At 43.8% G+C, this 26,609-nt stretch carries 28 protein-coding genes; 2 read left to right on the plus strand and 26 right to left on the minus strand.

Annotation, left to right across the window (positions count from 1 at the left end):
• Nucleotide 1: 1 nt before the first annotated feature.
• On the minus strand, nt 2-310 hold the full coding sequence (locus NE535_RS11285) for a hypothetical protein (RefSeq protein ID WP_261298737.1): 309 nt from the start codon (nt 308-310) through the stop codon (nt 2-4).
• 293 nt (nt 311-603) lie between these two features.
• Nucleotides 604-1,623, minus strand: coding sequence for a tRNA dihydrouridine(20/20a) synthase DusA (gene dusA, locus NE535_RS11290; RefSeq protein ID WP_261298738.1), 1,020 nt, complete (start codon nt 1,621-1,623; stop codon nt 604-606).
• Nucleotides 1,624-1,721: 98 nt separating this feature from the next.
• Here dusA and NE535_RS11295 point away from each other — a divergent pair, with 98 nt between their 5' ends.
• Nucleotides 1,722-2,777, plus strand: a complete 1,056-nt coding sequence (locus NE535_RS11295) for a site-specific integrase (protein ID WP_261298739.1) — start codon at nt 1,722-1,724, stop codon at nt 2,775-2,777.
• The gene (locus NE535_RS11300) at nt 2,777-3,913 is read left to right on the plus strand and encodes a hypothetical protein (RefSeq protein WP_261298740.1); all 1,137 of its coding nucleotides are present in this window, start codon (nt 2,777-2,779) and stop codon (nt 3,911-3,913) included. Before NE535_RS11295 ends, NE535_RS11300 begins: the two co-directional genes overlap by 1 nt.
• Here the strand turns inward: NE535_RS11300 and NE535_RS11305 are convergent.
• The 24 genes from NE535_RS11305 to NE535_RS11415 form a co-directional block, all read right to left on the minus strand.
• The gene (locus tag NE535_RS11305; protein ID WP_261298741.1) at nt 3,910-4,122 is read right to left on the minus strand and encodes a hypothetical protein; all 213 of its coding nucleotides are present in this window, start codon (nt 4,120-4,122) and stop codon (nt 3,910-3,912) included. The two genes, NE535_RS11300 and NE535_RS11305, sit on opposite strands and share 4 nt — an antisense overlap.
• A gap of 16 nt (nt 4,123-4,138) precedes the next feature.
• The gene (locus tag NE535_RS11310; RefSeq protein ID WP_261298742.1) at nt 4,139-5,989 is read right to left on the minus strand and encodes a hypothetical protein; all 1,851 of its coding nucleotides are present in this window, start codon (nt 5,987-5,989) and stop codon (nt 4,139-4,141) included.
• Nucleotides 5,989-6,291 carry a hypothetical protein gene (locus NE535_RS11315; RefSeq protein ID WP_261298743.1) on the minus strand — a complete coding sequence of 101 codons (303 nt, stop codon included), beginning with the start codon at nt 6,289-6,291 and terminating at the stop codon, nt 5,989-5,991. The genes NE535_RS11310 and NE535_RS11315 overlap by 1 nt, the downstream gene beginning before the upstream one ends.
• Nucleotides 6,288-7,247 carry a hypothetical protein gene (locus tag NE535_RS11320; protein WP_261298744.1) on the minus strand — a complete coding sequence of 320 codons (960 nt, stop codon included), beginning with the start codon at nt 7,245-7,247 and terminating at the stop codon, nt 6,288-6,290. Before NE535_RS11320 ends, NE535_RS11315 begins: the two co-directional genes overlap by 4 nt.
• 27 nt (nt 7,248-7,274) lie before the next feature.
• Nucleotides 7,275-9,734: a hypothetical protein gene (locus NE535_RS11325; protein ID WP_261298745.1), complete on the minus strand. Its 2,460-nt coding sequence runs from the start codon at nt 9,732-9,734 to the stop codon at nt 7,275-7,277.
• A 21-nt stretch (nt 9,735-9,755) separates the two neighbouring features.
• Entirely contained in the window at nt 9,756-10,133 is a 378-nt protein-coding gene (locus NE535_RS11330; protein ID WP_261298746.1) for a hypothetical protein, read from the minus strand.
• Between the two features lie 36 nt (nt 10,134-10,169).
• Nucleotides 10,170-13,643 carry a tape measure protein gene (locus NE535_RS11335; RefSeq protein WP_261298747.1) on the minus strand — a complete coding sequence of 1,158 codons (3,474 nt, stop codon included), beginning with the start codon at nt 13,641-13,643 and terminating at the stop codon, nt 10,170-10,172.
• Between the two features lie 76 nt (nt 13,644-13,719).
• Nucleotides 13,720-14,439, minus strand: a complete 720-nt coding sequence (locus tag NE535_RS11340; protein ID WP_261298748.1) for a phage tail tube protein — start codon at nt 14,437-14,439, stop codon at nt 13,720-13,722.
• Entirely contained in the window at nt 14,436-14,861 is a 426-nt protein-coding gene (locus NE535_RS11345; protein ID WP_261298749.1) for a hypothetical protein, read from the minus strand. Before NE535_RS11345 ends, NE535_RS11340 begins: the two co-directional genes overlap by 4 nt.
• A 23-nt stretch (nt 14,862-14,884) precedes the next feature.
• Nucleotides 14,885-15,436 (minus strand): hypothetical protein, encoded by a 552-nt coding sequence (locus NE535_RS11350; protein ID WP_261298750.1) that lies wholly within the window; start codon nt 15,434-15,436, stop codon nt 14,885-14,887.
• 11 nt (nt 15,437-15,447) lie between these two features.
• Nucleotides 15,448-15,753: a hypothetical protein gene (locus tag NE535_RS11355; protein ID WP_261298751.1), complete on the minus strand. Its 306-nt coding sequence runs from the start codon at nt 15,751-15,753 to the stop codon at nt 15,448-15,450.
• On the minus strand, nt 15,746-16,066 hold the full coding sequence (locus tag NE535_RS11360) for a DUF2190 family protein (protein WP_261298752.1): 321 nt from the start codon (nt 16,064-16,066) through the stop codon (nt 15,746-15,748). Before NE535_RS11360 ends, NE535_RS11355 begins: the two co-directional genes overlap by 8 nt.
• A gap of 91 nt (nt 16,067-16,157) precedes the next feature.
• A complete protein-coding gene (locus NE535_RS11365; protein ID WP_261298753.1) occupies nt 16,158-18,242 on the minus strand; it encodes a ClpP-like prohead protease/major capsid protein fusion protein in 2,085 nt (694 codons plus the stop codon).
• The gene (locus NE535_RS11370) at nt 18,157-19,722 is read right to left on the minus strand and encodes a phage portal protein (RefSeq protein WP_261298754.1); all 1,566 of its coding nucleotides are present in this window, start codon (nt 19,720-19,722) and stop codon (nt 18,157-18,159) included. The genes NE535_RS11365 and NE535_RS11370 overlap by 86 nt, the downstream gene beginning before the upstream one ends.
• Nucleotides 19,723-19,730: 8 nt before the next feature.
• A complete protein-coding gene (locus NE535_RS11375) occupies nt 19,731-19,934 on the minus strand; it encodes a hypothetical protein (RefSeq protein ID WP_261298755.1) in 204 nt (67 codons plus the stop codon).
• On the minus strand, nt 19,934-21,916 hold the full coding sequence (locus tag NE535_RS11380) for a phage terminase large subunit family protein (protein ID WP_261298756.1): 1,983 nt from the start codon (nt 21,914-21,916) through the stop codon (nt 19,934-19,936). The genes NE535_RS11375 and NE535_RS11380 overlap by 1 nt, the downstream gene beginning before the upstream one ends.
• Nucleotides 21,891-22,424 carry a terminase small subunit gene (locus NE535_RS11385; RefSeq protein WP_261298757.1) on the minus strand — a complete coding sequence of 178 codons (534 nt, stop codon included), beginning with the start codon at nt 22,422-22,424 and terminating at the stop codon, nt 21,891-21,893. Before NE535_RS11385 ends, NE535_RS11380 begins: the two co-directional genes overlap by 26 nt.
• Before the next feature lie 3 nt (nt 22,425-22,427).
• Entirely contained in the window at nt 22,428-22,712 is a 285-nt protein-coding gene (locus NE535_RS11390; protein WP_261298758.1) for a phage holin family protein, read from the minus strand.
• Nucleotides 22,696-22,947 (minus strand): Rz1-like lysis system protein LysC, encoded by a 252-nt coding sequence (lysC, locus tag NE535_RS18750; RefSeq protein ID WP_425347456.1) that lies wholly within the window; start codon nt 22,945-22,947, stop codon nt 22,696-22,698. Before lysC ends, NE535_RS11390 begins: the two co-directional genes overlap by 17 nt.
• Nucleotides 22,850-23,287, minus strand: coding sequence for a hypothetical protein (locus tag NE535_RS11395; RefSeq protein WP_261298759.1), 438 nt, complete (start codon nt 23,285-23,287; stop codon nt 22,850-22,852). The genes lysC and NE535_RS11395 overlap by 98 nt, the downstream gene beginning before the upstream one ends.
• Nucleotides 23,287-23,754 carry a lysozyme gene (locus NE535_RS11400; RefSeq protein WP_261298760.1) on the minus strand — a complete coding sequence of 156 codons (468 nt, stop codon included), beginning with the start codon at nt 23,752-23,754 and terminating at the stop codon, nt 23,287-23,289. The genes NE535_RS11395 and NE535_RS11400 overlap by 1 nt, the downstream gene beginning before the upstream one ends.
• 520 nt (nt 23,755-24,274) lie before the next feature.
• The gene (locus tag NE535_RS11405; RefSeq protein ID WP_261298761.1) at nt 24,275-25,192 is read right to left on the minus strand and encodes a DUF2971 domain-containing protein; all 918 of its coding nucleotides are present in this window, start codon (nt 25,190-25,192) and stop codon (nt 24,275-24,277) included.
• A gap of 132 nt (nt 25,193-25,324) precedes the next feature.
• The gene (locus tag NE535_RS11410) at nt 25,325-26,113 is read right to left on the minus strand and encodes a hypothetical protein (protein ID WP_261298762.1); all 789 of its coding nucleotides are present in this window, start codon (nt 26,111-26,113) and stop codon (nt 25,325-25,327) included.
• A gap of 272 nt (nt 26,114-26,385) precedes the next feature.
• Nucleotides 26,386-26,589, minus strand: a complete 204-nt coding sequence (locus NE535_RS11415) for a hypothetical protein (protein WP_261298763.1) — start codon at nt 26,587-26,589, stop codon at nt 26,386-26,388.
• Nucleotides 26,590-26,609 lie beyond the last annotated feature (20 nt).

Below are 26,609 nucleotides of genomic sequence, written 5' to 3' on the forward strand. Positions count from 1 at the left end.
ATTACTTTTGGCTCGCAGTGGTAACTGATTGCTCTGCATCATCACTGGCTAACAGTTTTTCTTGGCTATCGGTATTAACATCAAAAATTTGTTCGGCAATTTGAGTTCTCAACGACAATACAAACTCTTGTTTAGCTGATACAAATAAATCCTGGCTGGCTTGTGAAATGTTTTGCTCTAGTACGTTTAGGGTATCTTGCACCATTGCGTCATTTGCTTGTGCTGCAAAGCTGCTTGCTGACATCATTACGGCGACAACGGCTGCACCTGCAATACGATTTAAACGAATTTTAGAATTTGAATTAAACATGATGGCTTCCTTTTCTGTTTAGTTTGCAATGAAAACTTTTTCATTGCGGGACAATATAGGTATTACAAACCTTGTGCCAACTTTTAAATAAACAGCTAAGACCATGATTAATATATTAAATAAAATATAGCCATTCAAAAAGTCACTTTTTAAACAATTACTAAAAAGAATAAAAAACGAACAGTTAGTAAAGTTCACTACCAAAGTTAGTCAATTAGACCAACATAAATTTTCAACAAAAAAAGCGCTCAAAGGAGCGCTTAATTCAGAGTTAATGATGCCTAAGAAGCCTGTTAGGTAGGTGCGTTCTCATTCATCAATGCAATAGCACCTCGAACAACTTCAATTCCAGCACCTGTTTTGTGCGCGTTTTCGCTTAAATAACGGCGCCAGCTTCTTGAACCCGGTAGCCCCTGAAATAATCCTATCATGTGGCGAGTCACATGATTCAAGCGCCCACCTTGTTGAATATGCCGCTCAATATAAGGCAGCATTAATTCAATCACTTCTTCACGGCTTAATTGAGGTTTGTCACTGTGACAAAGTAACTGATCAACTTGGCTTAAAATATAAGGGTTGTGATAAGCCTCGCGACCAACCATCACCCCATCAACATGCTGCAGGTGTTCTTTTGCCTGCTCAAGACTGGTCACGCCGCCGTTGATGCTGATATTTAAATGAGGATAATCCCGTTTTAATTGATACACGCGATCATAATCTAATGGCGGGATCTCACGATTTTCTTTCGGGCTAAGTCCCTGTAACCAGGCTTTACGGGCATGAATTGTAAAATCAGTACAGCCTTTATCGCTCACCACATCAACAAAACGGGTTAAAAACTCATAACTGTCTTGCTCATCAATCCCAATGCGCGTTTTCACCGTTATGGGAATATCTGCCACCTGCTTCATCGCATCAACACTTTCTGCCACTAATTCAGGCTCACCCATTAAGCATGCACCAAAACGACCATTTTGAACTCGATCAGAAGGGCAACCCACATTAATATTGACTTCATCGTAACCACGATCGGCTGCCAACTTAGCACAATGAGCCAAATCTTTAGGATTCGAACCACCTAATTGCAATGCCAGCGGATGCTCTTCTTCGTTGTAGGCTAAATAGTCCCCGCTACCATAAATAATAGCCCCCGTTGTCACCATCTCGGTATACAACAAGGTATTAGCAGACATAAGACGTGCGAAATAACGATAGTGGCGATCGGTCCAATCAAGCATAGGCGCTATGCTGAACGTCCTATCTAGCGTAACCCTTGGTGTATATGGCTTTGAATCAGTATTCTGTAAATTCATACTTCTCACATTTTGAGTTATTTTAATACATTTTTGCACATTTTAAAGTGGTCAGGTATCCTGTGAGGTATCCAAATAAATAGGACTGGGTACCCCAAATGGCTTTTTATGTAATAGACCCGAGAACTCGTGCTGATGGCACTATTCGATACAAGTGCTCTGTCAGAGTGAAAAAAAAAGGCAAGATAGTTTACAGTGATCACCGTACTTTTACAAAGCAAGCGCAAGCGGAAGCCTGGGGGAAAAAAGAAACCTTTAATCTCGAGTCGAATGGTATACCTGATCCTTTAAAATCAGTTTTATTGCATGAGCTGATTGGTAAGTATATTGAAGACCCCAACGTGCATATTGGGCGAACCAAACTTTATGTGCTGAATATGTTGGCAGATAGCGATATCGGTAAAATGAACGCGTTCGATATTAAGTCGCATCATATTGTTGAACACTGTAAAAATAGAATCAACTCAGGGACTGGGCCGTCTACAGTGTCGCACGATGTTAGCTATTTGAAGTGGTGCTTAAAAATGGCGAAGGCGAGCTATGGTTACGCGCTGTCAGAGTTGCCGATAATTGAAGCGTATGATTTGCTGCACAGCCAAAACTTAATTGGCAAATCAGCAAGACGTTCTAGGCGTCCAACTGAAAACGAAATAGATAAGCTAAAGGTGGGTTTGCAGGAACGGTCAAACCAGAGGATGGCGCACATTCCATATGTAGATCTATTAGACTTCTCTATTTTAAGCTGTATGCGGATTGGTGAGGTTTGCCGAATTACGTGGGATGATGTTGATGAACAGCAAAAAGCGGTAACCGTTAGAAATCGTAAAGACCCGCGAAAAAAAGCAGGTAATCACATGCTAGTGCCGTTATTGGGTGGGGCGTGGGAAATACTACAAAAGCAAACACGCAATGATGCGCGGGTATTCCCGTTTAATGAAAGGTCTGTTACTGCAGGGTTTCAGCGGGTTAGAAATGAATTGGGTATTGAGGATTTACGCTACCATGATTTACGGCGTGAAGGGGCTAGCCGGTTATTTGAGAAGGGTTACACCATCGATGAAGTGGCACAAGTAACAGGCCACCGCAATATTAATACTCTTTGGCAGGTATACACTGAGTTATACCCCAAGCGTTTGCATGATAAGGATGTTTAATGAACGTATCGGACAGTAGTGATAACTTGGGTAAATGGTTAACCGCATTAGCAGCTTTGTGCCTTATTGGGGTTATAGCTGCATTTCTTATCATAGCAACCTACGGGTATCAGATGGGGTGCTTTGCATTCATCGGATTTAATCCAAACAATTTGACTTGTAAAATATCCACACAGAACGATGACTGGAGCACTTTTAGCTCTTTGCTGTCTGGCTCATTCTCGATGATAGCAGGCCTTGGTACTTTGGGAGTGTTATTAATCAGCATGAAACAATTCAAAGTGCAACAATCCCAAATTAAACATCAAAATCAACGACAGGTAATCATAGATAAAAAAAATGAAAAAACGGAAATAATGCAATTAGACTTTATTAATAAACAGAAAGATTTATTATCCCTTCAAATAGAAAAAATTTACATTAATGAGTTTTTGGATACTTTAGATTCAATAGAGAAAATTTGCGTTGACTATAAGTTTTCCGACAAACTTAATACTTTCGAAAGCTTTTTAAAAGATGATAAAAAAAAGGATATCTTAACTGGAGAGCTATTTGAAATAATCAATTCATTTAACATGAAAGAAGAGTATGACATAAAAACTATTCATTACTTTTATAAAGCTTTAAGAGAGACATTAAACATAGAATATATTTCAAAAGCAAAACTTGGCGATGTCTCCGTTTTTCGGTGCCCTATAGGGTTTAACATTCATACTGTCGAGGTATCTATAAATAAATTGAACTCATTGATATACCAAATATCACGACGATTTAAATTTAGACTAGATATTCCAAACATTAATGTACCAAAAAGCCTAAAACTACACGAAATCATTAGCATAATTGATAAAAATAAACACTACCAACATATAAGAATAGAAAGTAATCTTAATGGTTATATTCATCTGGTTTTATTTATTTTCGAGATGACTAACTCATCATTAGGTCCACCATATAGAAATTTACTTTCTATTGAGCATCAAATGTATGGCATAGATGATTTTTACAATAATACATTCACTTTAGAATTCATTAAAAAAGCAAGAATACATATTGATACTTATTGTAGTAATCCTGATTTACTTTCTAGATTAAATTCCCATTTGAATAATTTTGCGAGTGAGTACAACAACTAAACTTCTATCTCTACAAACACCAAATCAGGTGCTGTCCCTAGCACCCTGCCGTCTTGAACATAGATATGATCGCCGATACTGCCAGAGCCGATTACCCGCTGGGTGTGGCCACTGGCAGTGGTGGCGGTAACCGTTCCATCGGTATTTGCCACGTTAATCGTCATAATTAAACGCGGGGCGCTTAGGCTTTGTTGCAGCTGCTTTAACATTGACTAACCTCATTACCTAGGCAACGTGACGAACAACCGTAATTGATTGCTCAATATCGATATCACCTGTGTTACTAACCGATGCGCTAATGGAGACGGAATCACAAGTGCCTTTGAACACCTCAACCCCTTCACGCACTCCCACTAACATACCAGGTGTTAATGGTGGTAAATCGGCCATGATCGGCAAGCTCATATTGATATTCAACTTATTGCCCGTGTCGGCCAGTGCATTGGTGCCTGCTGTTCTTGCGGCTTGGTTATCAACAATCAACTGCGCACTAATGTCATCCGTAGCGATATTACCCGCAGAGCCAGCGCGTTTAACTTTGGCGCTAATGCCCTGCTGCTCGCCCCGAAGCCAAACCACATTACATTCGGTACCAATTTCTTTTGATTCGCTGTAACTGGTGATCACCGCATCATGTAAAGTGATATCGGGCGTTGCGCCGTCCATCATCCATGGTGAAGTGGGCCAACGTGGTACCACAGTTAATAGTTGATTTTCATCATCACACACTAACATGCAGCCCAATTGCGAAACCGCTTCTTGCACTTGTTCAATGGGGGATTTATTACCTACGCTGAATGCACCGGCTGGCACGTTAAAATCAACAATGCCATTTAATGCCACGGTCCAATCGGTAAACTGCAATATGTTTGATAGTAGTCCAGCAAAACTTAATGATGTGGCATTGGTATAGCTTGTTGGCAACACATAAGGCGAAGCCAGTTCAGCACTGCGGCTGCGACCTGTACCTGTGTAGGTTTGGCTACCAAACACTTTGCTGCAACTTAGCTGCTCGATGTAGGCAAAAAACTCATAGCCATTAATGCCGATTTTAAGCAGTTGGTTTTCAGCCCGAGTCGCATCAATCCGGCTTGAAAAGTCCACATTCACGCTGCTGGCCCATTGGCCACGGCTGCGGCTGATACTGATATTGCTAATAACAATCGGTACGTTGTCAGACACACGTACACACGTAATGGTTGGCTGCATTAAATAATACCTGCGCAATTGCGGTTCAATGGGGATGTTAAAATCAAGGTCGGGTAAATCTGGGAACGGGTTAAGCAATCCACCACCTGGATACCACTCGCATACTTCAGGAGAGGCAGTAAACCGAATAGTGATGGGGGTTGTATTGGCGCTGAATGGGTCACTAAATCGGATTTTTATGGGTGATTTCGGTGGTCGATACTTGCTTGAGCAAACCCATCTTGCCGCGGGTATGCCCCACTTCACAGCACATTGGTTATCGCGCACATCACCATGGTATTGCAGCGCAACATTGGTGTGATGTTTAACACCATCCCACCAATTAACTGAGGTATTAAGTATTTCAGCATCAAGTGCTAACCAGCTTAAGACCTGCGTTTGTTGATGTTCATCAGGCGTTAACCAGGTGATGCCAGTAACCGCTATATGGTCTGCTGGAGTGGTCCAATTTAATGACAAATCAGACCGTGTTTCACCACTAATAAACCAACCCATTGCGGCAATAATGGTATGCGAGTACCAAGATTGCCAGTCGCTTGAGATTAACCGCCCATCACTAAACAATATCGACCAATCAGTTGATTGTTGAACTTCAAAGTTAGTAGCAGATTCAGCAAGGACTAATTCAGATTGTGGCTCTAATGGTGGAATCCACACTAAACCACACTCAATACCAATGGTATTATCCACTGGTACAGGTGGATCGATAGGAGTGTAACCAAAACGAATAACAATGGGTGATACTCTATCAACCCAAGGTTTATCAAATCTCAGCGTTACACCTGTGAATGGTTCATCGTCAACAAATCGAATGGTGATTGGTGATAACTGCTCAAACCAAGGTTTATTAAACGTTAATTCAATCATTATTGACTAATATCCACAGTATTAGCATCAACTAATTCTGCCTGAATACCATCTATAAATTTACAATTGTAAGTCATATTATCGTCAACAATACCAACAATTATGTTATTTAATGTTGTGTAATTTTTTGAAACTATTGTTTTACTGATACCTGATTGCGGTCTTAGTGTATTATTTAATATCGAACCAGATATACGATCCATTATTATAATTCTTTCAGCATCTAGATCCATATCGACACTTATTAACCCTAAATATCGTGGCTCAAGATTTATTACTTTTGTTAGCATTGATTTAATCATGAGTACCATTCCGAAATATTTAACCAAACGCCATTATAATAACCTCGTAATAGCATGTAATCGTGACCATTCCAATTTTTGATAGTTGGCCAAGTATGATCGCCGTAACCACAAAAACCTATTGATACCAATCCCGGTATAACACCCCTAAACCAAGGGTTTTTACCACTAATAGAACAAGATATATTATCTATATCTGTAGATGATGGGGATGTTGTTCTAATAATAACAGGTGCTAAAATAGGGGTTATACCTTGTGTCTCAAGCGTGTAGTTAGACCCAGTAACAGAGCTAGTATAAGTACCAGTATCTACAGAATGAGGGTTTTCTTTTTCATTACCATCCACACCATATATCTTATTACATGAGGTAGTACCTAGTATAGCTAATGAATGACCGTAATTGATATTAGTCATATCACCACCAAAGTTTGGTGCAGCAATTGTAAATTTACAACTATCATTTATATAATTACTATCTAAATCACCTACAAAATACACAATTTCATATTGTGATGAATTTAAGAAATTCAAATCATGAGTTGTAAATCTTTGTATAAAATAAAATCCTGTTGATGTGCCGATAAGAGTCCATTTTTTATTGGTTGTACTATTCCAATGACGGAATCTATAACCAGCTTTATTGAAATTATCTAAAGCTGACATACCCATAGCAGATTTCAATGATAAATTTGAGTTGGTTGCGTCAAGACCGTTATCACTCCAATACTGAACATAACCACCACTACCATCAACTGTTGAGTTTCTAAAAGCTATCTTAAATGTACCACTGTCCTCAAAAGCAACCGACCAACCCAATGGTGCTTTACTACCGTAACCCTCAACCAGACATTTTTTTAATATGTTGATAATCTCACTAGGTAATGGTTTTGTGGTGCTACTCAACTGTGGCGCGCCAACATCATTTGAACTATATACTGTTACTGGTAATCCCATTTTTACTCTCTCCTAAAAGAAGCCTTGTTAAGACTCGTTACCACGGAATGACAAAACTGCCCTATCCGTTGTTATTTGACTGTGGCCAGATTGCACGGTGCGCAGCATCATGATTGGGTTTGCACTGGCGTAAGTTTTAAAACGCACTGCCTCACCAACGTTCCAGCCGCCACCAAAGGCTTGGTTACGAATGATGAAATAAGGGGCCTGTGTCAGTGGATTAATCGGCGCAAAATCATTAACGGTATCGCCCGTTGCAACTTGGCCGATACGTCTGCCCACACAGCGATAAGCTGTAGATGAGGTAAAAATTAATACCCAATCTTCGTTAATGGCGGTGTTGTTCACCACCTCAATCGGATAATCAACCACATTCATGCTTGCTGTGGCTGGGGCGCCGTCTAAATCCCAATTGTTATTCCAACTGGTCATGTCGCGAACGGCACTAACCCTAGCTTGCATATCACCTAGGTTTTGAATACTCGATACCACTGAGCCAACCGGAAACGTCTGGCTAAGCGCTGCAGCTAACACCAACTTATTTAACTGCACATCGGTTACCAGTGCCGTTTCACCAATCGAGTCGGTTAATAAAAATGGCGCGGAAAAACCACTAAACTCACTATTAATCGTGACCACACCCGTTGCTTTTTCAACACTGAAATGGGCATTGTTTAACGTCCACAAACTGGCACCCGTTGCATCGGTAATGTCCACAAAACGGGCATTAGCGCGCACATTGTAGGTTTGCGCGATTGCAGGGTTTGCCACCACTTGAGTTTGCGTATGTTGAATACTAATGGTGTTCCATGCAGTGAATGACTCCACCAAACCACCGTTTTTAATCCGCAATGGGTTTAGGCCATAAAGCTCAGGCGGTGGTGACAAAGTAACGGTTTCAGAGATGTCATAACGCAGCGAGGTTAAATCCACATCAACCCCAAAGGTAATAGACACAAACTTACCGGCTATGGAGCCGCTAATATTGGCACCCGTGATCACACCGTTTTCATCCCCCGATGCCGACAACAAGGTTTGACCGTCAGATGAGTTCACTATCAAGTAAAACGTTTCAGGAATAGGATCTGCCACTAACAAGTTAAAATTAACCGCATTATCTTCAGCCAATCCGGGTTCAATTAAACACACATAATCAACGCTAAATTCCCCCTTGGCATCGGGGTAATGCGTCACCACACCAGTGTTATAATCTAACTCGGCAAATATACGCCCCTCGGCATAAAACACCCCGTTTTGCTCGCTTAACACTAAGTTGCCATAACCTGTATCTAAAAAGGTGATGGTCATTGATGTGGTACCAATGGCAATTTTATTACCTGAGGGGAACGCATCATTACTGTCGTACATTGAGTATTTATCAGCAGACACATAACTTAACGTCACATTTGGATCGAAAACATACCCACCAGTATTAGAACCGCCCCAATTTCTAGGTGTGCCTGTTGCGGTAACGGTATTGCCGGTAACAGACACAGACCAACTCATGCTGGTGCCAGATGCAATCGGCTTTAACTTTAATATCTGGTTTACGTAGTCGTTATTAAGTAAATCAGGCACCTCAAACGAATACGTGTATTGACCACTCACCCCAGGGGTTTGTAAGTTTTTCATAATCACCGAGGTGGGAGTGTCATTACCGCCACTGGCATTAATGCTGTTGCCCGTACTCACCGCAACTGACCGCACTCTAGGTAGCAGCTCGGTTTCAGTGGCGCTCACATCAAGGGTGTTAGCAGTGTTTTCAGCGGTTAACGCACTCACGCCATGGTATTTAATGCCGTCGTTGTCACTCACATAACGCAGTTTAGTACAGCCATTTTCACCATTAATCATGACATCGTAATTAGGCGTGTCATAAGGAATAGGCGGTTTAAACGACACCTGCCCACCTTGGCCACCTGTTACCGTTTTTTGCACTTCACAAAAGTGTTCAAACCGCGGCCAGTTGGCATTTTCATTACCCTGATACTCAACCGAAATCACAATCACCTGCCCTTGTTGCAAGGTGACGTTTTCATAATATTCTTTACCGTTAAACATGTAAGTTGATTGCAAATACGACCGTGGAAAACTGTCTTGCCCAGCCAACAAACCAATTAAACGATTACGAATTAACTGCCCCGCTTTAACCGATGATTCTAAAATCTCGACCATATCAGTCATGCGGTCAGCATCACCTAACGCCGCTGATTCAGCAATCAACATACTCACTAAAGGGTCAGCGGGCTTTTGACTAATAAACACATGGCCATCAAGCAAAATGCTGGTGTCTGCCGTATCTAAAGCCGGATAACATTTAACAATATCCACCGCAGATTGCGCGTGGTCGATATCAGAAATAGCCCTAAATAATTCATTTAATTGCCCAGACTGCACTTCGCTTTTAGTGCGCTGGCCACCTGCATCATCACTTGAACCAAGCAACTCAGGTTTAAATATTTTTAAGTCATTACGGGTAATGGTCATGTGCCACCTGTGTTAATCATGCTAAAGCGTTAAAAATCGTAAAACCACATTGGTGAGTAACGGGTATTCGCCAAACTCATCATCCAAATCATCACCGGTGATCACGTTAGCTTGGGTGTTATCCCACACCACATTAATGTTGCTGCCATCATGATTAATGGTAAATTCGGTGAGAGTGCTAGCGGCGTGGGCTTGCAGCGCATTAAAATCTAGGCGATGCATCCAACCATCTTTAGTACCCAGCTCTAATGCAATACCGGATGGAATAACGGTTTGCTGAATATGCGGCGCACCGTTAAGTGCCCGTTTCATATTTGCCGCCACGCGTTGGGTGTTATTGCGGTTAAGCCAATGCAATGGCTCTTCCAAATCAATGCCGTCAATAATGGTGCTAAACATAGGACCTCTTTATGTCGTGTTACTGCAAACAAACAGCTAACCACCCACCGACTGCAGGCGCTTAATTTCAGCCACCAATTCATTCACAATGCTGCGCTTAGTTTGCGCATCAAAAGTGCGGTTACCCACTTGCAGCTGCAACACAACCTTGTCACCGCTGCTTGGGGCAACAGTGCTTGGGGTTGGCTGGGCTTGGGTAATCGTTGTTTGAGCGGTGTTTTTAGCGGTGGTTTGTTGCTTTAAATTTTGCGCATCCGAAGTGGCGCGTTGTTTATCAGATTCTTGCTGGGCCTTAATCTCAGCAGTACGAAATGCATAAACCTTGTTTAAGGTTTTTTCCGCTTCACGTAACTGATTAATTAATGCCTGATCACCGGTTCGCTCAGCTTTCGCCAATTGCGCTTTAATCTCGGTCAGTTCTTGCTGATAACGGCGTTTTTCAATTTCGTCTTGACGGCCAAGGTAGCCGTCTAATTCATCTTGCAAGGTATCAAGGGTTGATTGCGCACTATCACGCAACGAATCCATACTGGCTTTAGCTGAATCAATGGCTGATTTCAGCACACCTAAATCTTGATCATTCATCAAGTTCATTGACTTAGCCGCACGCTCAGCGCTTCTAATTAAGCCAACATTACCGCTTTCAGCGGCATTCAACGCATCCACCATTTTTAGCAGTTCGATGCGCTGGCCATAATAGGCAGCTTGCGCCTGCTTTCCGGCTATTTCAGCTTTACGGGCAAATGTACTAATGCCGGTAAAGTCGATGCTAATGGCTAACTGATTTTGTAAATCATTAATCTCATCGGTTAACCGTCGATACGTTCCAATCGTTTTATCTAGCTCACTACTCGAGTCAGTTAACAGCGTTTGACCGTAAAGAATCGCTTTGAAGTAAGCCACCGCGCCTTTACTAAGCTCGGCCACTTCTTCGGTAACATTGCGTAAAAAGTCTGAAAAAAACTCAGCTACGCCAGCAAGTGATGATCCAGCTTGTTCCGCGCTTTTCACCACCACACCCATGGTGTTTTTCATGGTGGTACCAATGCCTTTGTTGGCATTGGACACTCTTACTTCACTTTTTTCAGCATCATTGCCAACGTTAGTTTGAACATCCTTTAAACGCTGATACTGGACAATCAAGGCATCAATGTTTTCGCTTAGGCCTAAATTAGCGGCTTGCTGGCGAATACTGGCATCAACTTGTTGATCACCGGCAGCAGCAGCTTTAATGGCTGCCTCGGCATATTTTAAAAATGCCTGATTAAGCTCGTTGGTTGAGGCAACACCATCAGCAGCACCTTGTTTTACCGCGTCATAAGTGGCTTTGGCGGCGGCAGCTTGCTCACGTAAAACCGAAATGGTAGTGATCCCAGCTTTAGACATCGCCAGTTCAAAGGCTTTCGTTTTTGCCGTTTGCTCATCGGTTGCATCGGCTTGGTTTTGTTGAGCATCAGCCACTTTATTAGCTGCATCAGCTTGCACTTTGGCGCTTTTAGTCGCGGCATCACCCGCAGCCTTGTAAGCGGTAGAAGCAGAACGCTCAACCTCGCCGGTTATTTGTTTCCATGCAGCCGAAATATCTTTGCTGTCTTGTTCAATTTGCTGCTTATACCCATCAGCAATAGCTTTGATGGTGCCCGATATTTTGCGCGCAGACTCCGCTAACTCATCACCACCAAGGGCATCAATCATAAATGCGTAAGCATCTATAACACCGGCAAACGCAGTGCTTGCCACTAGTGCAATTGATGACAAACCAGCAGTGATACCGTTCCACACTAAGCGCAGCGAACCACTAATTACATTTAATGCCCGAACAAACGCACCGATGTTTTCCAACGTGGCAGTAATACTGGCCCCACCATCGCGGATCATGGTGGTGAAAAAATCACTAATATCTTGCGCGGCCTGTTTGATTTGGCCGTTTTTATTGAGTTCATCAAACTTGGCGTTTAACGATTGAATAAAATCAACCGCCACCTGATAAGCGCCCGAATCAGCAATAATGGTTTTAAACTCGGTCCACTTGTTAGACATCAAGTTAACCTGGCCACTCAGTCTATCTAAGCTTTTAGACGCTTGGCCATTAGCCTGTTTGCCCATTTCAGTAAACAATGCAGTAATGGTTTCGCGGCTTAGTTGGCCAGCCTCACTCATTTTTTGCAGCTGAACCGCATTCTTACCAGTGACTTTTTCAAGCAAATCCCAAACAGGCACACCGCGTTCAACTAACTGCAGTATTTCTTCCCCCTGCAGTTTTTGCTTACCCCACGCTTGGCCAACCGCTAAAATGATCCCCTCTAATTTCTCTTGACTACCACCTAAACGGGCGTTGTAATCCACCATGGCCTGCAAACTGCCATTCATCGGGTCGATACCGAATGTTTTTAACGACGCAAAGGCTTGTTTAGCCGAATCTAAACGGGTACCGGTATTATTAGCAAAGTCTTTAATCCATGCGGTTGCCTGTTCACCGCCAGCAATACTGCCCATCATGGCAGTCATTTGCACGCCAAAGGCTTTAGCCTCATCCCCAGCAGTCAAAATCGACTTTAAACTTTCCCAAAGCCGATCAACACCAAGATAAGCGCCAGCCATAGCAACCAATGAGGCTGTGGCACTTTTAACGCTGCCACCAAAATCACCGGCTTGCTTTTGTGACTCATTTAATAACTTATTGTGGCGTTCAAGCCGAGTGTTGACCCCCTTTAACGCCACTTCACCAGCAGCTTGTTGCTGCTTTAAATCAGCACTGGCATCGGCCAGTTTATCCATGCTGATGCCAGCTTTATTTAAGCTGGCAGTGTTTTTGTCTAACTCAGATTTATTTTTATTAAGGCTGCGCTCAAGCTGATTCAGCTCAGCTCTTGCAGCCTTCACCTTTAAGGTGTAATCGGCTTTTTGGCGACTGGCGGCATCCGTTGCCGTACTAGATTCAAGCAATTTACGGCGCTGAATATCTAACGCGCTAGCCAGCTCATTCGCGGTATTTTTAGCACCGGTTTGGGCCGTGGTTAATTGCTGTAAATCAGTTTTGGCTTTGCTAAGCGCCGCAGCTTGTTCTTTGCTGGCTACAGCACCTTGCTGTTGCTCATTACTGAGTTTTTCAACTTCAACACGGGCTTGTTGCAGCTCAGTTTCGTATTTAACCAATGCCGCTTGGGCTTGGTGATATTCTTGCTCAAGCTGATTAGTGGTGCCTTCAGCCTGTTTTTGCGCCGCTTCAAGTTGCTTTAACTCTTTGGCAGCCTCTTTTTGCTGTAGCACTAACTTATCAAGGGCGACCGCATTATCTTTATAGGCCTTTTCACCTTTGCTGATTGCAGCGGTTAAGCCATCAATCGAATTAGCCGCAGCCTGTAAATCTTCTAACTCTTTTAAACGGGCATTAAGAATTTCGCTTTCTGCTGCTAATTCAGCTAAAGCCTTTTCAGACTTTTTAGCTTCACTTGAAAATAAGTCTTTGCCCTGAATAATCAGGTTAATCACTTGGTCTTTAAAGCTCATACATCACCAAATTAGCAATAGAAAACAAAAAAGCCCGCAGCGATTAACTGCGGGCTTGTTTGAAAATTGATACGTTTTACGCGGCACTACGCACAAAGAACTTCGACTTACCAGTAGCAACAATGCTGCTATCGGCCAGTACACCGCCCTCAATGTCGAACGAACCAAAGTCATCACCAATTAAGTCTAACCCTGATGTTGGGCTTGGCTTCCAGCGATAAAACTTAAGCACGTTGGGTTTACCTGTTGCATCGTTAACACCGTCAATCACCACTTTCACTTCTTGGCCAGATTCAACCAAGGCTTGCAGGGCGTTACCGGCTTTACTGGTGTAACTGACTTTTAAAGCTTGGCCTGCTGTAATCGCACCCGAGCTTAATGCACGAATACCGCCAGCGCTCACCACATAGTCAATATCAACATCATAGGTTGGCGTACCTGAGTCATGGGTAACCACTGGGGCAACAGTGGTATCAATCATTTTTGCGGTGTCTGCTAGGCCATCTAACACAGCAACAATAGCTTCATTAGTAACGGCACCAGCGGTTAACACATCGATTTTACCGCGCAGCGCTAACGCTAAGTTGGCATTGCTAAAGTCGTTTAAAGTCATCGATAACTTAACTGATTTCACTTTAGTAATTTCAGCAGCATTACCACCACCGCCACGATAGTTTGGCTGGGTTTTACTTTCTTGCTCGATGTCGATTTTAACGCCCGAGGCGTTACCCACATCGCGGCCATTGACATACACAATGCCTGAGCCGATGTAACTTTCGGTTACGGTTTCGCTCATAATCTTTCTCCAAATTGAACGGTATGAACTAGGGTTAAGGTAATGACCGCTAGCGCATGTTTTTCATGGCTTTCGGGCATAATGTATTTACAAGGTTCGGCCTCTTTAAAGCTGATACACATCGGCAACCATGCAGGTTTTTCGGTGTTGCGCTCCGCTTCAAAAAAGGCACTGCGGATATCGCGTACCAGGTTAATTAAGTCAGTGGTGGGGCTTGTGGTTTTGGTCACGTTAATCCCCGCAACCACTTGCAATGTCAGATCATCACGGTATTTATCTATGCCATTTTTAGCGGCAAAAGCATCAATATGAGGCTGCAAAAAGATAAACGTTTGCTCTTTTGCGACCCCTTGGGCATAAAAACCTTCACGCACAATGGCACCGTCAACCAGCTGTAAGCGGTTTAAGATGGTTTGGATCATGGGAACCTCTTAACAGAAATAAACTACTTAGCGTATTGGCCGTATTTTTTACGCAGATGGGCGATAATGGGCGGCTCTAAATCGTCACGCATAAAGCCAAAACTGCTTGCCACTGAAGGGCCATATAACGCTTTTTGTCCTTTAAGTTCACGCCAGGTGTTGTCCCCCTTTTTACGGCTAAACATCAACTGATTGCCATTGCGGCCAATAACCGTAAACGCACCACTAAACCACACGGGTTGATTGCGAATAACGTTAATGCTGTATCCACCGGCTACCCTTGCAGCACGCTTCCCCACCTTAAAACGAGGACTAGCAAAGCGGGTTAAGCTACTGGCGCGCATTCTGGCACTAATAGAGGCTGTAAGGGTTTTAGGATTAATACTGACACTGAAATGCTGCTCAACATACGACTTAGATTTAAAGCCATATTTGTTGAATATTTCAGTAGTGGCTAACGCATTACCAAACTTGGCAGCATCATCAATCGCTTTAGCAATAGCAGGCGCTTGGGCTGCACGCATCCGCTTTAACTCGGCTGTTACAGCATCAAACCCAGTTGTTACTATTGCCATTACGGTTATTCCTAATAACTCACATACACAAAACTGACACTGATATCATCAGAGCCATAATGCTGCGTCAGTCGGTATTGATTACCGTTCAGCTCAAACAGATCATCACATTGCACCTTGCCCTCACTGAGTAGAAACTCGGCAAGGCTTACCGGCTCTAGCACGTATTCGTTACTGCGGTCTTTTTCGGTTGGCGGCAGGTTTACACTTCGGCTAAAGGCGGGTTCGCCATCGCTAGGGATAAACTGGCACGGTTGCGCCAGTTTAGTGAACGCACGGGCAAGCTTGGCGCTTATGCGTTCGTTAATGCTAGGCATTAATTTTTACCCAAATGGTGTCACTTGGGTTACCTGCCGCAGCCCATGCTTTACCCGCTAAGGTATTGCCAGAGGCAACGCTAGTGATCATGCCATCAGACTTGATATACACCTGCGCGCCTTGGCCGATATCATCAGCAGTCACTTTAGGCAGTTCAAACACGCCTTCTGCAACGCCAACACCCACTGCGCCAGTTAATACCGCACCCAGCGACACCACAACCACTTTGCCTAATAACACAGGCGCACCACTGGCAACATCAGCCGTAGCAGTAAAGTCGATGGTATTACCATCTTCTACATAATTTTTCATGGAATGATTCCTATGATTTAACACAGATAAATAAAAAGGCCGTTACCTAAATGGCAGCGGCCTAATGTTATTAACTTGATGATTAGCGAATTTACACACCCGTTGATTTAACCAACCCACGGTGATCAAGCGGTGATACACCCGCATCAATACGCACTTTGGTTGCCACACCATCAACAGTAAAGCCTTGTTGCTGCTCAATGTATGGTGTGTCGATACCGTCAAGGTAAGCCACTTCAATAGTGTCTTCCCCCTGCGCAGCGGTTAAGTACCACTCTTTATCGCTTTTTGCTTTAAGGCGGGGTTCTGACAACACCTCAACAAAGTCACGAATGGGGTTAGCAATACCTGAGTTGGCATCAGTGCCTTTAACCGATGTTGACTGAATAATTTGCAACACCGCACGCTTAAGGTTTGGTGGTACTAATGCAAACGCAGGCATGATATTTAACGGTGACTCGCCAATCATTTGCGATTCCATTAATTCAGCCGCAAGGCTAAACGCTTCAACGCTTGGTGCACCTGAAGCAAGGTTGCCATGATCAGCATGGAACAAGGCTTTGCCATCGTTCATTTTGGTGTTTTTGGTTAACACGGCCCAGAACAAATCACCAATGGTGCGCTTGGCTGCTTTACCCATTTTCATCGGTACACCCATTAACATGTCCATGTCATCATTGATAACCGTTTGGCGTGTTAACGTGAAAATACCGCCGTAAGTTGCCAAGGCAATTTTCTCAGCATGATCACCAATGGTGACATACTTGTATTCAGCACCGTCTTTGACTTCTGGCAAGCTTTTAAACTCACCCATGCCGATACGATGCGCCACTTTAAAGTCACTTAACTGACCTTTTTTGGCGATACGTTCAAAGGTTTCAGCCGCTTCGGCCCAACCTTTTAGCACTGACTTATTCGCCACATCTAACATGATGTTGCCAAAATCAGATGAAGTATGAGTAAAGGCTAACCCCACCATTTGCATGACATTCATACCCGCACAACCAATGCCGCGATCTGCTAATGATGCACGGGCAAGCTCACGTAAATTGTAACTGCCATAAGCATTATCTTTATGGGCGGCTTCATGGCCTGCACGCGCCATTAACTGCGCACGAATCGAATCACCCACAATGTTACCGTTGCTAGCATGAATGATCACACTTTTAGGCTGCACAGCGCATGGCGTAATACCTTCACCCAACTTAGCCAAAATCATGTCTTTGGCTTTTTCTGCGTCAACATCATCATTGGCAATACAGCTATTTTTAAGCTCGGTTAATTGCGGAAAATGCGCAAAGGCACTGTTAATACCGTCAATCCGCGCTTTGTTCATTGCCTTAGCCGCCGCTTGAATATCCGCTGCAGAAGGTGCCGCGGGTGCGGGTACCGAAGCGGCTGGAATGGTAGCCGATGGCGCAGGGGTGTTAGTGGCTGCTGGCGCAGGCGTATTAGTTGCACCAGGTACATTACCCTGTGGTGCAAACAGGTTTTTTAGAGCTTCAGGCATATTAGTAAAGTCCTTGAGTCTTTTTGAGTTAAGCGAAGCCGCCATTTGCAGCGGTTCAGTGAGGGTGTTGGCGAAACCTTTTTCAACCGCTTCGCGGCCAGTTAGCCATGTTTCAGCCGCCAAAAGCGTGTGTAACTCATCTTCTGGCAAACCTGTTTTTTGTTGATACGCGCCAACTAAATTGCCTTCTACTTTGTCGAGTAAGTCAGCGTATTTGCGCATGTCATTAGCATCACCTAAGGTGCCGCCCCATGGCTTATGCACCATCATCATGGCGTTTTCGGGCATAATCACTTCATCAAAGGCCATGGCAATCACACTGGCCATTGATGCGGCAAGCCCGTCAATATGGCAAACCTTGTGCGCGGGATGGCCTTTAATCATGTTGTAAATCGCCATGCCTTCAAACACATCACCACCCGGTGAATGAATGCGCGCGGTTAAGGTGCCGATTTTGCCTAATGCTTGTAAGTCATTGGCGAACTGACGAGCACTAATGCCCCAGCCGCCAATTTCGTCATAAATCATTAGCTCGGCATTACCGTTTTGCGCCTTTAAGCTGTACCAGCTTTTATCAGGCTTATTGGTCGGTGTCAGGGTCAGGCTTGCTTGTGGTGCCAGCACCATTGCGGCGGCCAGCGCCAGATGAACCTTGGTCTTTTTCACTTGGGGAATCTCCGTTTTGTGGTACTGGGTCGTTACCCGTAACCATGTCGTTGTCGCGGTTAAACTTCAGCTCACGTTGACGCTGGCGTTTAACTTCGCTTGGATTACGGCCACGGGCCCTTGCCCAGTCAGCCTCGGTAGCGGCATTACCGGCTATCATCATTTCCCAACCTTGGGACTCTTTACGGGGGTCAATCCATGGCATGGTCGGGCCGTAATAAACGGCATCAAACAAGGTGCGCATGTCTAAGTCTGGCGGTAGCACTAATCGGTCTTGCTTGTTCATTAACTCCATTTGCAACCAGTTTCTAAACGCAGGTCGCGCCCAACCGGCACAAAACCATTGCTGCATAATGCGGTTTGATTCGTCTTGCTCAACCAGCTCTTGGCGCTGGCTTGAGTAACTGCCTTGATAATCACGGGCAATGCTCGAGTAACTTCCTCGGGTGCCCGCAGCGCAGGCTTTTAACTGACCATTACGAAAATCAACCAAATGCACATTGGGGCGGTTTGACTCAATCATGCCCACATCTTCACCGGGTGCGAGGTCGTCAAACGTCATACCTGGTGCAATGTTAATTTCGCGGTTTTGGCTTTCGCCTTGGGAGGGCGTAAACATAGTGGCGTCACCGCGTTTAATGTAAAACGCTAACGCTGCAGCAATACGGGCAGCAACACGTTCAGATTCTTCATAGTCTTTAATGTCGCCAAGACGGGTTAAAATGCCATGAAAAATACTAATACCGCGCAGCTGGTGCAGGCGCTTAAACAAGCCAAGGTGCAGCATATTACTGGCGGGTACGGCTTTAGTTTTAAAGCGAAAACCGATTTGGTCAGCGGGGTGATCAAGCAACACATGGTATTTCACCACCTGCCCCCAACCGTTCACCTCTAACCCTTGGCGAACGCGCGTTGATACATCGTTAAGTTCAAACGGAATATAATCAGGCTCTAACGCCTCAATACTGTATTGGGTGCCTTGTGGGTTTGGGTGACCAAACTTAGCGGTTTTACCGCGCACTTGCTGGCCAAACACCTCACCATCACGCAATGCGGTACGTAACACTAAGCGTTCAAGCTCGGGGCGAGTAAAGCGCCCTGTTACGTCAGGCTTTAATGACCAGCTAGCAAATCGGCGTTGTATTTCATTGGCTAAATCATCCAGTATTTCACCGCTGATACTGCGGGGCTGTGGCTCAACCACAATGCCTTGGGCACCAATTACCCGCTCTTCCATGCGGTCTAAAATGCCAATACTCAGGTCGTGGTTTTCATCTAACCAACGCGCTTGTTCACGCAAGCTTTTACCTGCGGCAAATACCGCTTGGTTGGCGCCGCGTCCTTCTTTATTGGCTTTATGGGTTCGGCTTGGGCTGGCAGCTTCGTAACCTTTAAGGTTGCGATAACTCATGGCTGCTGCTTGTCGTTTTAACGCCCAGCCAGGGGATAAATACGATAGTGCATCGTTAATAATGCTCATATTGATTCCTAGTTAAATCGGGCGAGTGTGGTACCCCGTGGACGGGTAAACATGCTTAGGGTGCGCTGCCATTCAATGCGACCTTTGCGAATTTGTTCTAGGTCTTCGCTGGTCATCAGCTTGCCGTTAACGCTAACGGTTTTACCCGCCAACACCTCCTTTTCGGCCTCGATATACAGCGCGACCATTTCTGTCGCTTGTTGCTTTGACATTACAGCCAGCCTCCTGATTTAGCCGAGCCGCCATTAAGCCAGTTATTAGCTGGGGCTTGTTTCGGTTTTTTAGGTTGTGGGGATTCATCAACTGATGATGGGGTTTCATCTTTATTTGTTACCACTTTACTGAGCGAGTCGAGATTAATGCCAAAGCGATCAATAGCGATATACAGCGCAGCCAAGGCATACACAAAGCAGTCGAGCGCTTCGTTACGCCTGCCGCCTGCTTCCCAGCGGTACACAATGCGACCGTCGCGACGAGTAGGCATTTTGCGTTCAGACGTTAACTGTTGCAGTTCGGTGTCATCACAAATGCTGTCGTTAAGCGGTAAATGAATTGCGCCAGCTGTGCGTGTATCAACACTGGGTTGAGTGCGCATCATGGCCATAATCAACTCTTTGGCGTTGTCGGTACCCACCTCGGTTAAGTACACGCCTTTGTTACTTCGTTTTCGGGGGAAATTAGCAATCGGCTTGCCGTACATATTGGCACCCCTAATCGGTACCACACGAAACAACCCTAGCTTTTTACTCATGGAGTAAACCGTGTCAGTGTAGTGACCGCCCGAATCCCAACAGCTGGTGCCAATGCTCAACACAATACCGTCATTACGGGTGTAGCTTTGATTTAACCGCAGGGCCACTTTATCCAGCAGCACTTGGCTTGCTGGGTCACCATATAAAATAAACCTATCGATTAAGGCACATTCTTTACCTGCACCCCAGCCCCAAACACGGCCTTCGTAACGGTCGTCTTGGGTATCTACCCCAGCGGTTAAATACACAACCCAATCGGGCATATTGCCGTTGGGGTACATTTCACGCCTGCGGGCTAAGTCTTCCCATTCAATCCGTTCGCCGTTGTCGTTGTCCCACGGCTGGCCCAGTTTGGTATTAACAAAGGTTTGCAGCTTTTCTTTATCGCCTTTGGCTTTGTAAAACTCGGTAACTAATTTGGCCCAGCTGTTAAGCGTGTTATAGGCCGACCAGATATAAATTGAGATATTTTCAGGGGTTAAAAAGTCGTTGCCGTCTTTATCAAAAAATGAAATAAAGTCGGTTGTTCTCACTCCGGTTTTGTCGCATATCCATACCGCGCGGGGGTGCTCTTCCATATCGTGCAGTTGATTGTTTTCAATGCAGCAACCGCAGTGTTCGCACACGTAATACGCAGTGTTAGGGTCGTTGCCTTGCCATTTAATACCAAAGGGTTCAGTTTTACCGCCCCACTTTAAATGCTGTAGTTCATCACAATGTGGGCATGGTAGGTTAAATCTAAATTGGTACTGGCTTTCGCTACAGGCCTTTTCAATTTGGCAACTGCCTAATACTTTAGGGGTTGAACCCCGTATCGATTTAGGAAACATCGACAACTCAACACGGGTGTCACCTAACGAGGTGGCGTTACCTTCGTGTTCGATTGACTCATCAAAACCGGCTAACTCATCGTAAATCACATCATCGGTGGATATTTCACGGTAATTAGCAGCCGCGGTACCACCACGCACCATTAAGGTTTTACCGTTGCTGAAAATTTTATCTTCTAAGGTACTGTCTTTATGCTTGCGGCCAATCCACGGTGCTAGGGCTTTCCAAATCGGCATGTCACGTATGGCGGTTTCAACGTGCTTTTTCATAAACGTTTTGGCAGCACCGTCACGGGGCTGGTAGATCAACACATTACGTTTTTTGTGTTCTATCTTGTAACCCGCATTGGCCATCAGCATTTTGGTGTAACCCACACGCGCTGATTTCATAATATTCAGCGTGGTGATTTGGTCGTTACCCATGGCATTCAATATGCCAATTTGAAACGGTAGGCTTTCCCATTTACCTTCGGTGTATGACGATTCAGACGACATATAAAAATGACTGTCGGCATATTCACTACAGGTTAAAACAGGGGGGCGATAAAACGATTTAAGCCCAGCAGACACAGCAGCTTTCAGATTGTTAATCTGTGCTGCCGATATACTCATCTAATAAATCCTCAATGCCGTTGGCCAGCTGCGCGGCGGTGTTTTGGCTTTTAATCACTTCTGCACGAATCGCATCAACTGTGCGTTCAGGCATGTCGGGGAATTTACGTTTTACCCGAATGTGTATTTGGTCCAGCACTGGCGATATTTGCGCGGCTATGCGGCTAAGCACAAACGAGCAAAACGCCACCTCAACCACTTCTTTACGGTCTTTTTCGTTTTTAAGCTCTTGGCCATCGGCTTGCGCTTTGGTTAAGCGGTAACGCTCAAACTCAATATTGGGTTTGTCGTCTTCATCTTCTACTGGCCTGCTAATGTGCTTTTTACGCTCATTAGCCACCCGATTACCAACAACATCAGCCATGGTGTACAAACACTCGCGGCCTTTTTTGCTGTGTATTGGCACATCCCACTTGTCGAACGCTTGGGTACTAATGCCCAAGCTTTTACACAGGTCCGTTTTATTCAGTAGCACGGGCTCGGTTTCAGGTGTGGGAATACGTGCCATTAGCTAGTCCTTGTGAATATCGTCTAACACATGGCTACATCGTTCTTGTTCAATATGCTGCAATTGTTTGGCGAGTAATTGTGCTTGCAACGTTTGTATGTGTTTTTCACCCTGTCTCTTACGGGCCTGATAAAACCAGTTAATAAACGCGGTAAACACAGCACACAAAACGCCGACTAACACCCCAATATCCATATCGTTCACATAACTGCCAGCAGCGGTAAAAAACGAAGCAAGGTAAGACAATAACGATGTGAGTTTTGCACTAAGGTCAGTCGTTATGCTCATATTGCTGCCGCCATTGTTGTAGGCGCTGCATGTTTGCATTACACATTGCTAGCGCGTTGGTTTGAGTAAGGGAATGATTCAGTAAATCGAGATTTGAGAACCCAATAAAACGTGGGTTATCACAAAGCTCAAGCCAATCAGGGGGCGGTAACACATAAACCGTTTTGGTTTGAGTCACCACTTTGACAATCGGCGGGCTTGAGCAGCTGCAAAGCATCAGCAGGCAACAAAGCATTAGCCCAATCTTTTGTCGGTTCATCGGTTGAGTCCTTAATCAGATTGGCTTTAGTTATTTTGCTTTCATGGGTGGCTTGTAAATCAACAACCTGTTTTCTATGCCTGGCATTCAGTTCGGTCATCACGCGGTAATCACGTTCAAGCGTGTTAATGCGTTCGGCTTGGTTGTCGTTACTGCTTAATAGCGCATCAACACTCACTTGCGATTGCAGTAAGTCATGGCTTAATGTTTTATTAGCGGCGTTAAGTGAGTTAATACCCAGCGCGGTAATGCCCAACAAAGCCGACATGATCAGCACAATGCATAACAGCACAGTGGTTTTAAAATCATTAAACATTACAAGTCCCTCAAACAATAACGCCGCTCATTTGAGCGGCGTTTAACTAAACCAGGTAACTTTTTCTTTTTGGCGTAAACCCACCTTAGCAACTCGTTACATGCGCCAACGCGATCACCTGCCCACAACTTTTTACGCAGCGTAGAAGCCCCAAAAGCCTCGGCCCCAATGTTGTAAATAAAACTCAGGTAAGCAATGTGTTCACCCTCGCTTAATGGCGGGGTGAGTTTCACCAATTCGCGGTCAAAGGTGTTAAGGCTGGTTGCCAGCATGTCTAGACACTGCTGGTGAGTGAACACCATGCCAAGTTTAATGTTGTGGCCAGTTTGGCCAAAGCAGGCCGTTTCAATGCCGGCAGGGTCAACATAGGTGCGTAATACTTCACCTTCACCCGTAGCAACTAACACACCGCCAGTCAGTAACACGCCAGATAACCCCAGCGCCAAAAGCCTAGTTTTAATATTCATGCAGCACCTGGTAAATATGAGCAAAAAAAAGGGCTCCAATACAGAAGCCCAACGGCGATGATGTAACTAGAGTATGCAAAGATGAACAAAGAGGAGCAAAAAGGAACTAGAGAGGAAGCAAAGCCAGTTACGCAGTGGTATCAAGCTTATATAAACTATAGCGGTTTTTAGGGGTGAAAATACGCCATATATGGCGTGTTTTACGTCACATATGGCGTTGGTCGAATTGAATTTGTGTGATATGTAAAACCGATAACTTCTAGGTTTGGTTTAGAAGTTATCGGTTAAGTGATTTGCTGCAAATAGAAATGGTGCGCTAGCTATCGGCAAACTTGTTGATGGACAAAAAAGGTTAGCCACTAGGCTTCAACACGCTGAATCACATTATGCGAACTACAGTGAATAAGATAAATGCCTGCATTAATTGACAAAAAATTATTGGCTAAAATTAGCGGCAGAGGAGCAAAAGCCAACTGTTTTTTGTCATTTAAAACAATTTGTTAGTTTTTGTTTAGAAAAACTATTTTCCTATTTTACCCATAGATTTCATGTAACTGTCCAGTAAGCCCATAGAATTTAACATCCTAAATGGGTTGCTTCTGACAGCGTCATCCTCATGGGCTTCGGTGATGCTACACCAAGGACATAAATCGCTCTCTGCTACTAGTGGCTCTGAGCAACTATCGCAAGTATTGGGTGCAATTAAAATATCGCTATCAGAGAATATGAAAACATCCTTAGATTCATTTTTCATATATGGTTTCGGGTGGCTTTTACCAATGACTAACTCATACCAAGTCAATTCATTTTCTTCAGCTATTTCTTGAGCTAAACCAATATTTTCCTTAGGGTATTTTGAACCAATAATAATGCCCGTTACCAAATCACAGGGAATGTATAAAATATCGTTTCCAGCTACTTTCTCAGTTACTCTTTTTATATCAACAAACCGACATTCTTGTTCGTATTTCCAGTCATCGTATTTAGCAAAATATGATTCAACAAAAATATATTCTTGTAAGGCATAAGAGTGACGTGGTTTTTTTAAAACAGCGGCTCTTTGGAGGATAGGCTGAAGGTGCTCACTTGGCGCATCCCTGTAAGTAACATCCCAAATTGGGTTACCTTTAAAGTGTTCTTGCAACCTCTCTAAATCAAATTCTAATACGAATCCTGTATGGTTATTTGCATAATGCGCCCACATAGGGGAAACAATCGGGGACTTAGAAAAGCATGTGGTAGGACTTTGTGGAATATCAGAAATAATATCATTATAAAAAGCAAGTAGATCCGCAGGAGTGTTCAAATCCATACCAAGGAAAAGCTCAAAAGGATCATTATAATCCTGTGGTAAAGAGCATTTTACACCGCAAAATCCTTCTTTTTGGAAGACTAGTTCGATTACATCATTTGAAAAGTATTTATATATTTTTGACATTTAAATCGATCATCCATGTACGAAAAAAATCACAGTTAAACGCCCATAAAAATGGCTACATTGAGTCGCCATTTTTTGTTCGTAGCCAATAATCGTGGGGCAATGTTTTGTTTTATCCGTTTAAGCAACCTGTTAGATGAATGTGTAAATGCCAGCGGCAATACCAACGACACCGGCAATTAATGTGAATATCCAATTATTGGAAATAAACTCACCAAGTGCTTTTAAAGAGCCGCCGTTTAACTCCCACCAAGTAGATTTAGTTATTAAGCTACCATCAAGCGTACGCCCTAGAAAGTTACAGAAAACATCTACTTTACGTAATGTTGATTGATGAAGTTTTACAAAATCTTTATTTTCAAAAGCTGTGGCTTCACCTGCGCCATCAAGTAAATCTTTAGCTGTTATGAAGTTCATCTCCATTAACTTAACAATACGAGGATGGGGCGCATAACCATTGGTATAAAGTGCTACTAGCACCCTTGAAAGATCAACTTTTTTTGAATCATCCAAAATATATGGTTCACCACCGAGAATCTTAAACCTATGTTCAAGAGCCGGAAATCCGTAATTAATGTCACGCATATTCCAATGAATCCAGTAATGCGAAGAATGCTGCTTCATGTAGTCATAAAACTCTTGAAGCATTTCTTTCTCAAGCATATCGTAATTCTGCTGAATTTCAGCAAATTCAACATGCTTTAACTCAGCAATTTTATGTATAGAAAATGATGTCGTTTGCCCGCTCTCATAATTCCTAACAGCAATAGACGTCACTCTTGGTGTTTGTCCTTCTGGGCGATCATAAAAACTTTCACATGAGTAGTGAATAACTAGAACATGTTCTTCTTTTGAAGATAACTCGTTAATTTTTTTACGCGCTTTATATCGTCTTTCTAGCTTTTTTATTTCAGATGCCACTAGCCTATCCTTGAATTCATCTAACGAGGCTGAAGAATAACTCTATCAGCCAAATTCGATTAAAAACCGAGTTATTTAAATCAATCCCAAACGCTTTCAGTAATTAGGTTTTGCATTTGGAAACCATAAAAATGGCTGCTTTTCTTAAAGAAGATAAATTATACAACCTCAACACCTACCTCAACGTACAAGTGTTATTGGCATATTTTGGGTCGCAAAAGGTAACAGCGGGTATTTGCACGTTGAGGTGTTAGGAGAGCAAAATTGATAAACTATCGTAGATCCGTAACACCAGCTGCAATTAGCTCTTGTGCTTGCTCTTCAGATAAAACAGCTCGAGCTGGACCACAAACAAAGCACGGCCCCGTCGGATGCTGGCGAATTGATATTACGGATGGATCTCTGAACTCAACTGCAAAGGTAACTGAGTCTAAAATAACTAGATTCTCTTGAACGATAATTTCTTTTACTGACATCACATATTTCCTTATATAAA

This window comes from Shewanella holmiensis, assembly GCF_025370255.1.
GTDB lineage: Bacteria > Pseudomonadota > Gammaproteobacteria > Enterobacterales > Shewanellaceae > Shewanella > Shewanella holmiensis.

What these genes read in the sequence shown, in the direction of transcription:
- NE535_RS11285 (WP_261298737.1), bottom strand. Translation starts at nt 310, where the DNA reads ATGTTTAATTCAAATTCTAAAATTCGTTTAAATCGTATTGCAGGTGCA.
- dusA (WP_261298738.1), bottom strand. Translation starts at nt 1,623, where the DNA reads ATGAATTTACAGAATACTGATTCAAAGCCATATACACCAAGGGTTACG.
- NE535_RS11295 (WP_261298739.1), top strand. Translation starts at nt 1,722, where the DNA reads ATGGCTTTTTATGTAATAGACCCGAGAACTCGTGCTGATGGCACTATT.
- NE535_RS11300 (WP_261298740.1), top strand. Translation starts at nt 2,777, where the DNA reads ATGAACGTATCGGACAGTAGTGATAACTTGGGTAAATGGTTAACCGCA.
- NE535_RS11305 (WP_261298741.1), bottom strand. Translation starts at nt 4,122, where the DNA reads ATGTTAAAGCAGCTGCAACAAAGCCTAAGCGCCCCGCGTTTAATTATG.
- NE535_RS11310 (WP_261298742.1), bottom strand. Translation starts at nt 5,989, where the DNA reads ATGATTGAATTAACGTTTAATAAACCTTGGTTTGAGCAGTTATCACCA.
- NE535_RS11315 (WP_261298743.1), bottom strand. Translation starts at nt 6,291, where the DNA reads ATGATTAAATCAATGCTAACAAAAGTAATAAATCTTGAGCCACGATAT.
- NE535_RS11320 (WP_261298744.1), bottom strand. Translation starts at nt 7,247, where the DNA reads ATGGGATTACCAGTAACAGTATATAGTTCAAATGATGTTGGCGCGCCA.
- NE535_RS11325 (WP_261298745.1), bottom strand. Translation starts at nt 9,734, where the DNA reads ATGACCATTACCCGTAATGACTTAAAAATATTTAAACCTGAGTTGCTT.
- NE535_RS11330 (WP_261298746.1), bottom strand. Translation starts at nt 10,133, where the DNA reads ATGTTTAGCACCATTATTGACGGCATTGATTTGGAAGAGCCATTGCAT.
- NE535_RS11335 (WP_261298747.1), bottom strand. Translation starts at nt 13,643, where the DNA reads ATGAGCTTTAAAGACCAAGTGATTAACCTGATTATTCAGGGCAAAGAC.
- NE535_RS11340 (WP_261298748.1), bottom strand. Translation starts at nt 14,439, where the DNA reads ATGAGCGAAACCGTAACCGAAAGTTACATCGGCTCAGGCATTGTGTAT.
- NE535_RS11345 (WP_261298749.1), bottom strand. Translation starts at nt 14,861, where the DNA reads ATGATCCAAACCATCTTAAACCGCTTACAGCTGGTTGACGGTGCCATT.
- NE535_RS11350 (WP_261298750.1), bottom strand. Translation starts at nt 15,436, where the DNA reads ATGGCAATAGTAACAACTGGGTTTGATGCTGTAACAGCCGAGTTAAAG.
- NE535_RS11355 (WP_261298751.1), bottom strand. Translation starts at nt 15,753, where the DNA reads ATGCCTAGCATTAACGAACGCATAAGCGCCAAGCTTGCCCGTGCGTTC.
- NE535_RS11360 (WP_261298752.1), bottom strand. Translation starts at nt 16,066, where the DNA reads ATGAAAAATTATGTAGAAGATGGTAATACCATCGACTTTACTGCTACG.
- NE535_RS11370 (WP_261298754.1), bottom strand. Translation starts at nt 19,722, where the DNA reads ATGAGCATTATTAACGATGCACTATCGTATTTATCCCCTGGCTGGGCG.
- NE535_RS11375 (WP_261298755.1), bottom strand. Translation starts at nt 19,934, where the DNA reads ATGTCAAAGCAACAAGCGACAGAAATGGTCGCGCTGTATATCGAGGCC.
- NE535_RS11380 (WP_261298756.1), bottom strand. Translation starts at nt 21,916, where the DNA reads ATGAGTATATCGGCAGCACAGATTAACAATCTGAAAGCTGCTGTGTCT.
- NE535_RS11385 (WP_261298757.1), bottom strand. Translation starts at nt 22,424, where the DNA reads ATGGCACGTATTCCCACACCTGAAACCGAGCCCGTGCTACTGAATAAA.
- NE535_RS11390 (WP_261298758.1), bottom strand. Translation starts at nt 22,712, where the DNA reads ATGAGCATAACGACTGACCTTAGTGCAAAACTCACATCGTTATTGTCT.
- lysC (WP_425347456.1), bottom strand. Translation starts at nt 22,947, where the DNA reads ATGCTTTGTTGCCTGCTGATGCTTTGCAGCTGCTCAAGCCCGCCGATT.
- NE535_RS11395 (WP_261298759.1), bottom strand. Translation starts at nt 23,287, where the DNA reads ATGTTTAATGATTTTAAAACCACTGTGCTGTTATGCATTGTGCTGATC.
- NE535_RS11400 (WP_261298760.1), bottom strand. Translation starts at nt 23,754, where the DNA reads ATGAATATTAAAACTAGGCTTTTGGCGCTGGGGTTATCTGGCGTGTTA.
- NE535_RS11405 (WP_261298761.1), bottom strand. Translation starts at nt 25,192, where the DNA reads ATGTCAAAAATATATAAATACTTTTCAAATGATGTAATCGAACTAGTC.
- NE535_RS11415 (WP_261298763.1), bottom strand. Translation starts at nt 26,589, where the DNA reads ATGTCAGTAAAAGAAATTATCGTTCAAGAGAATCTAGTTATTTTAGAC.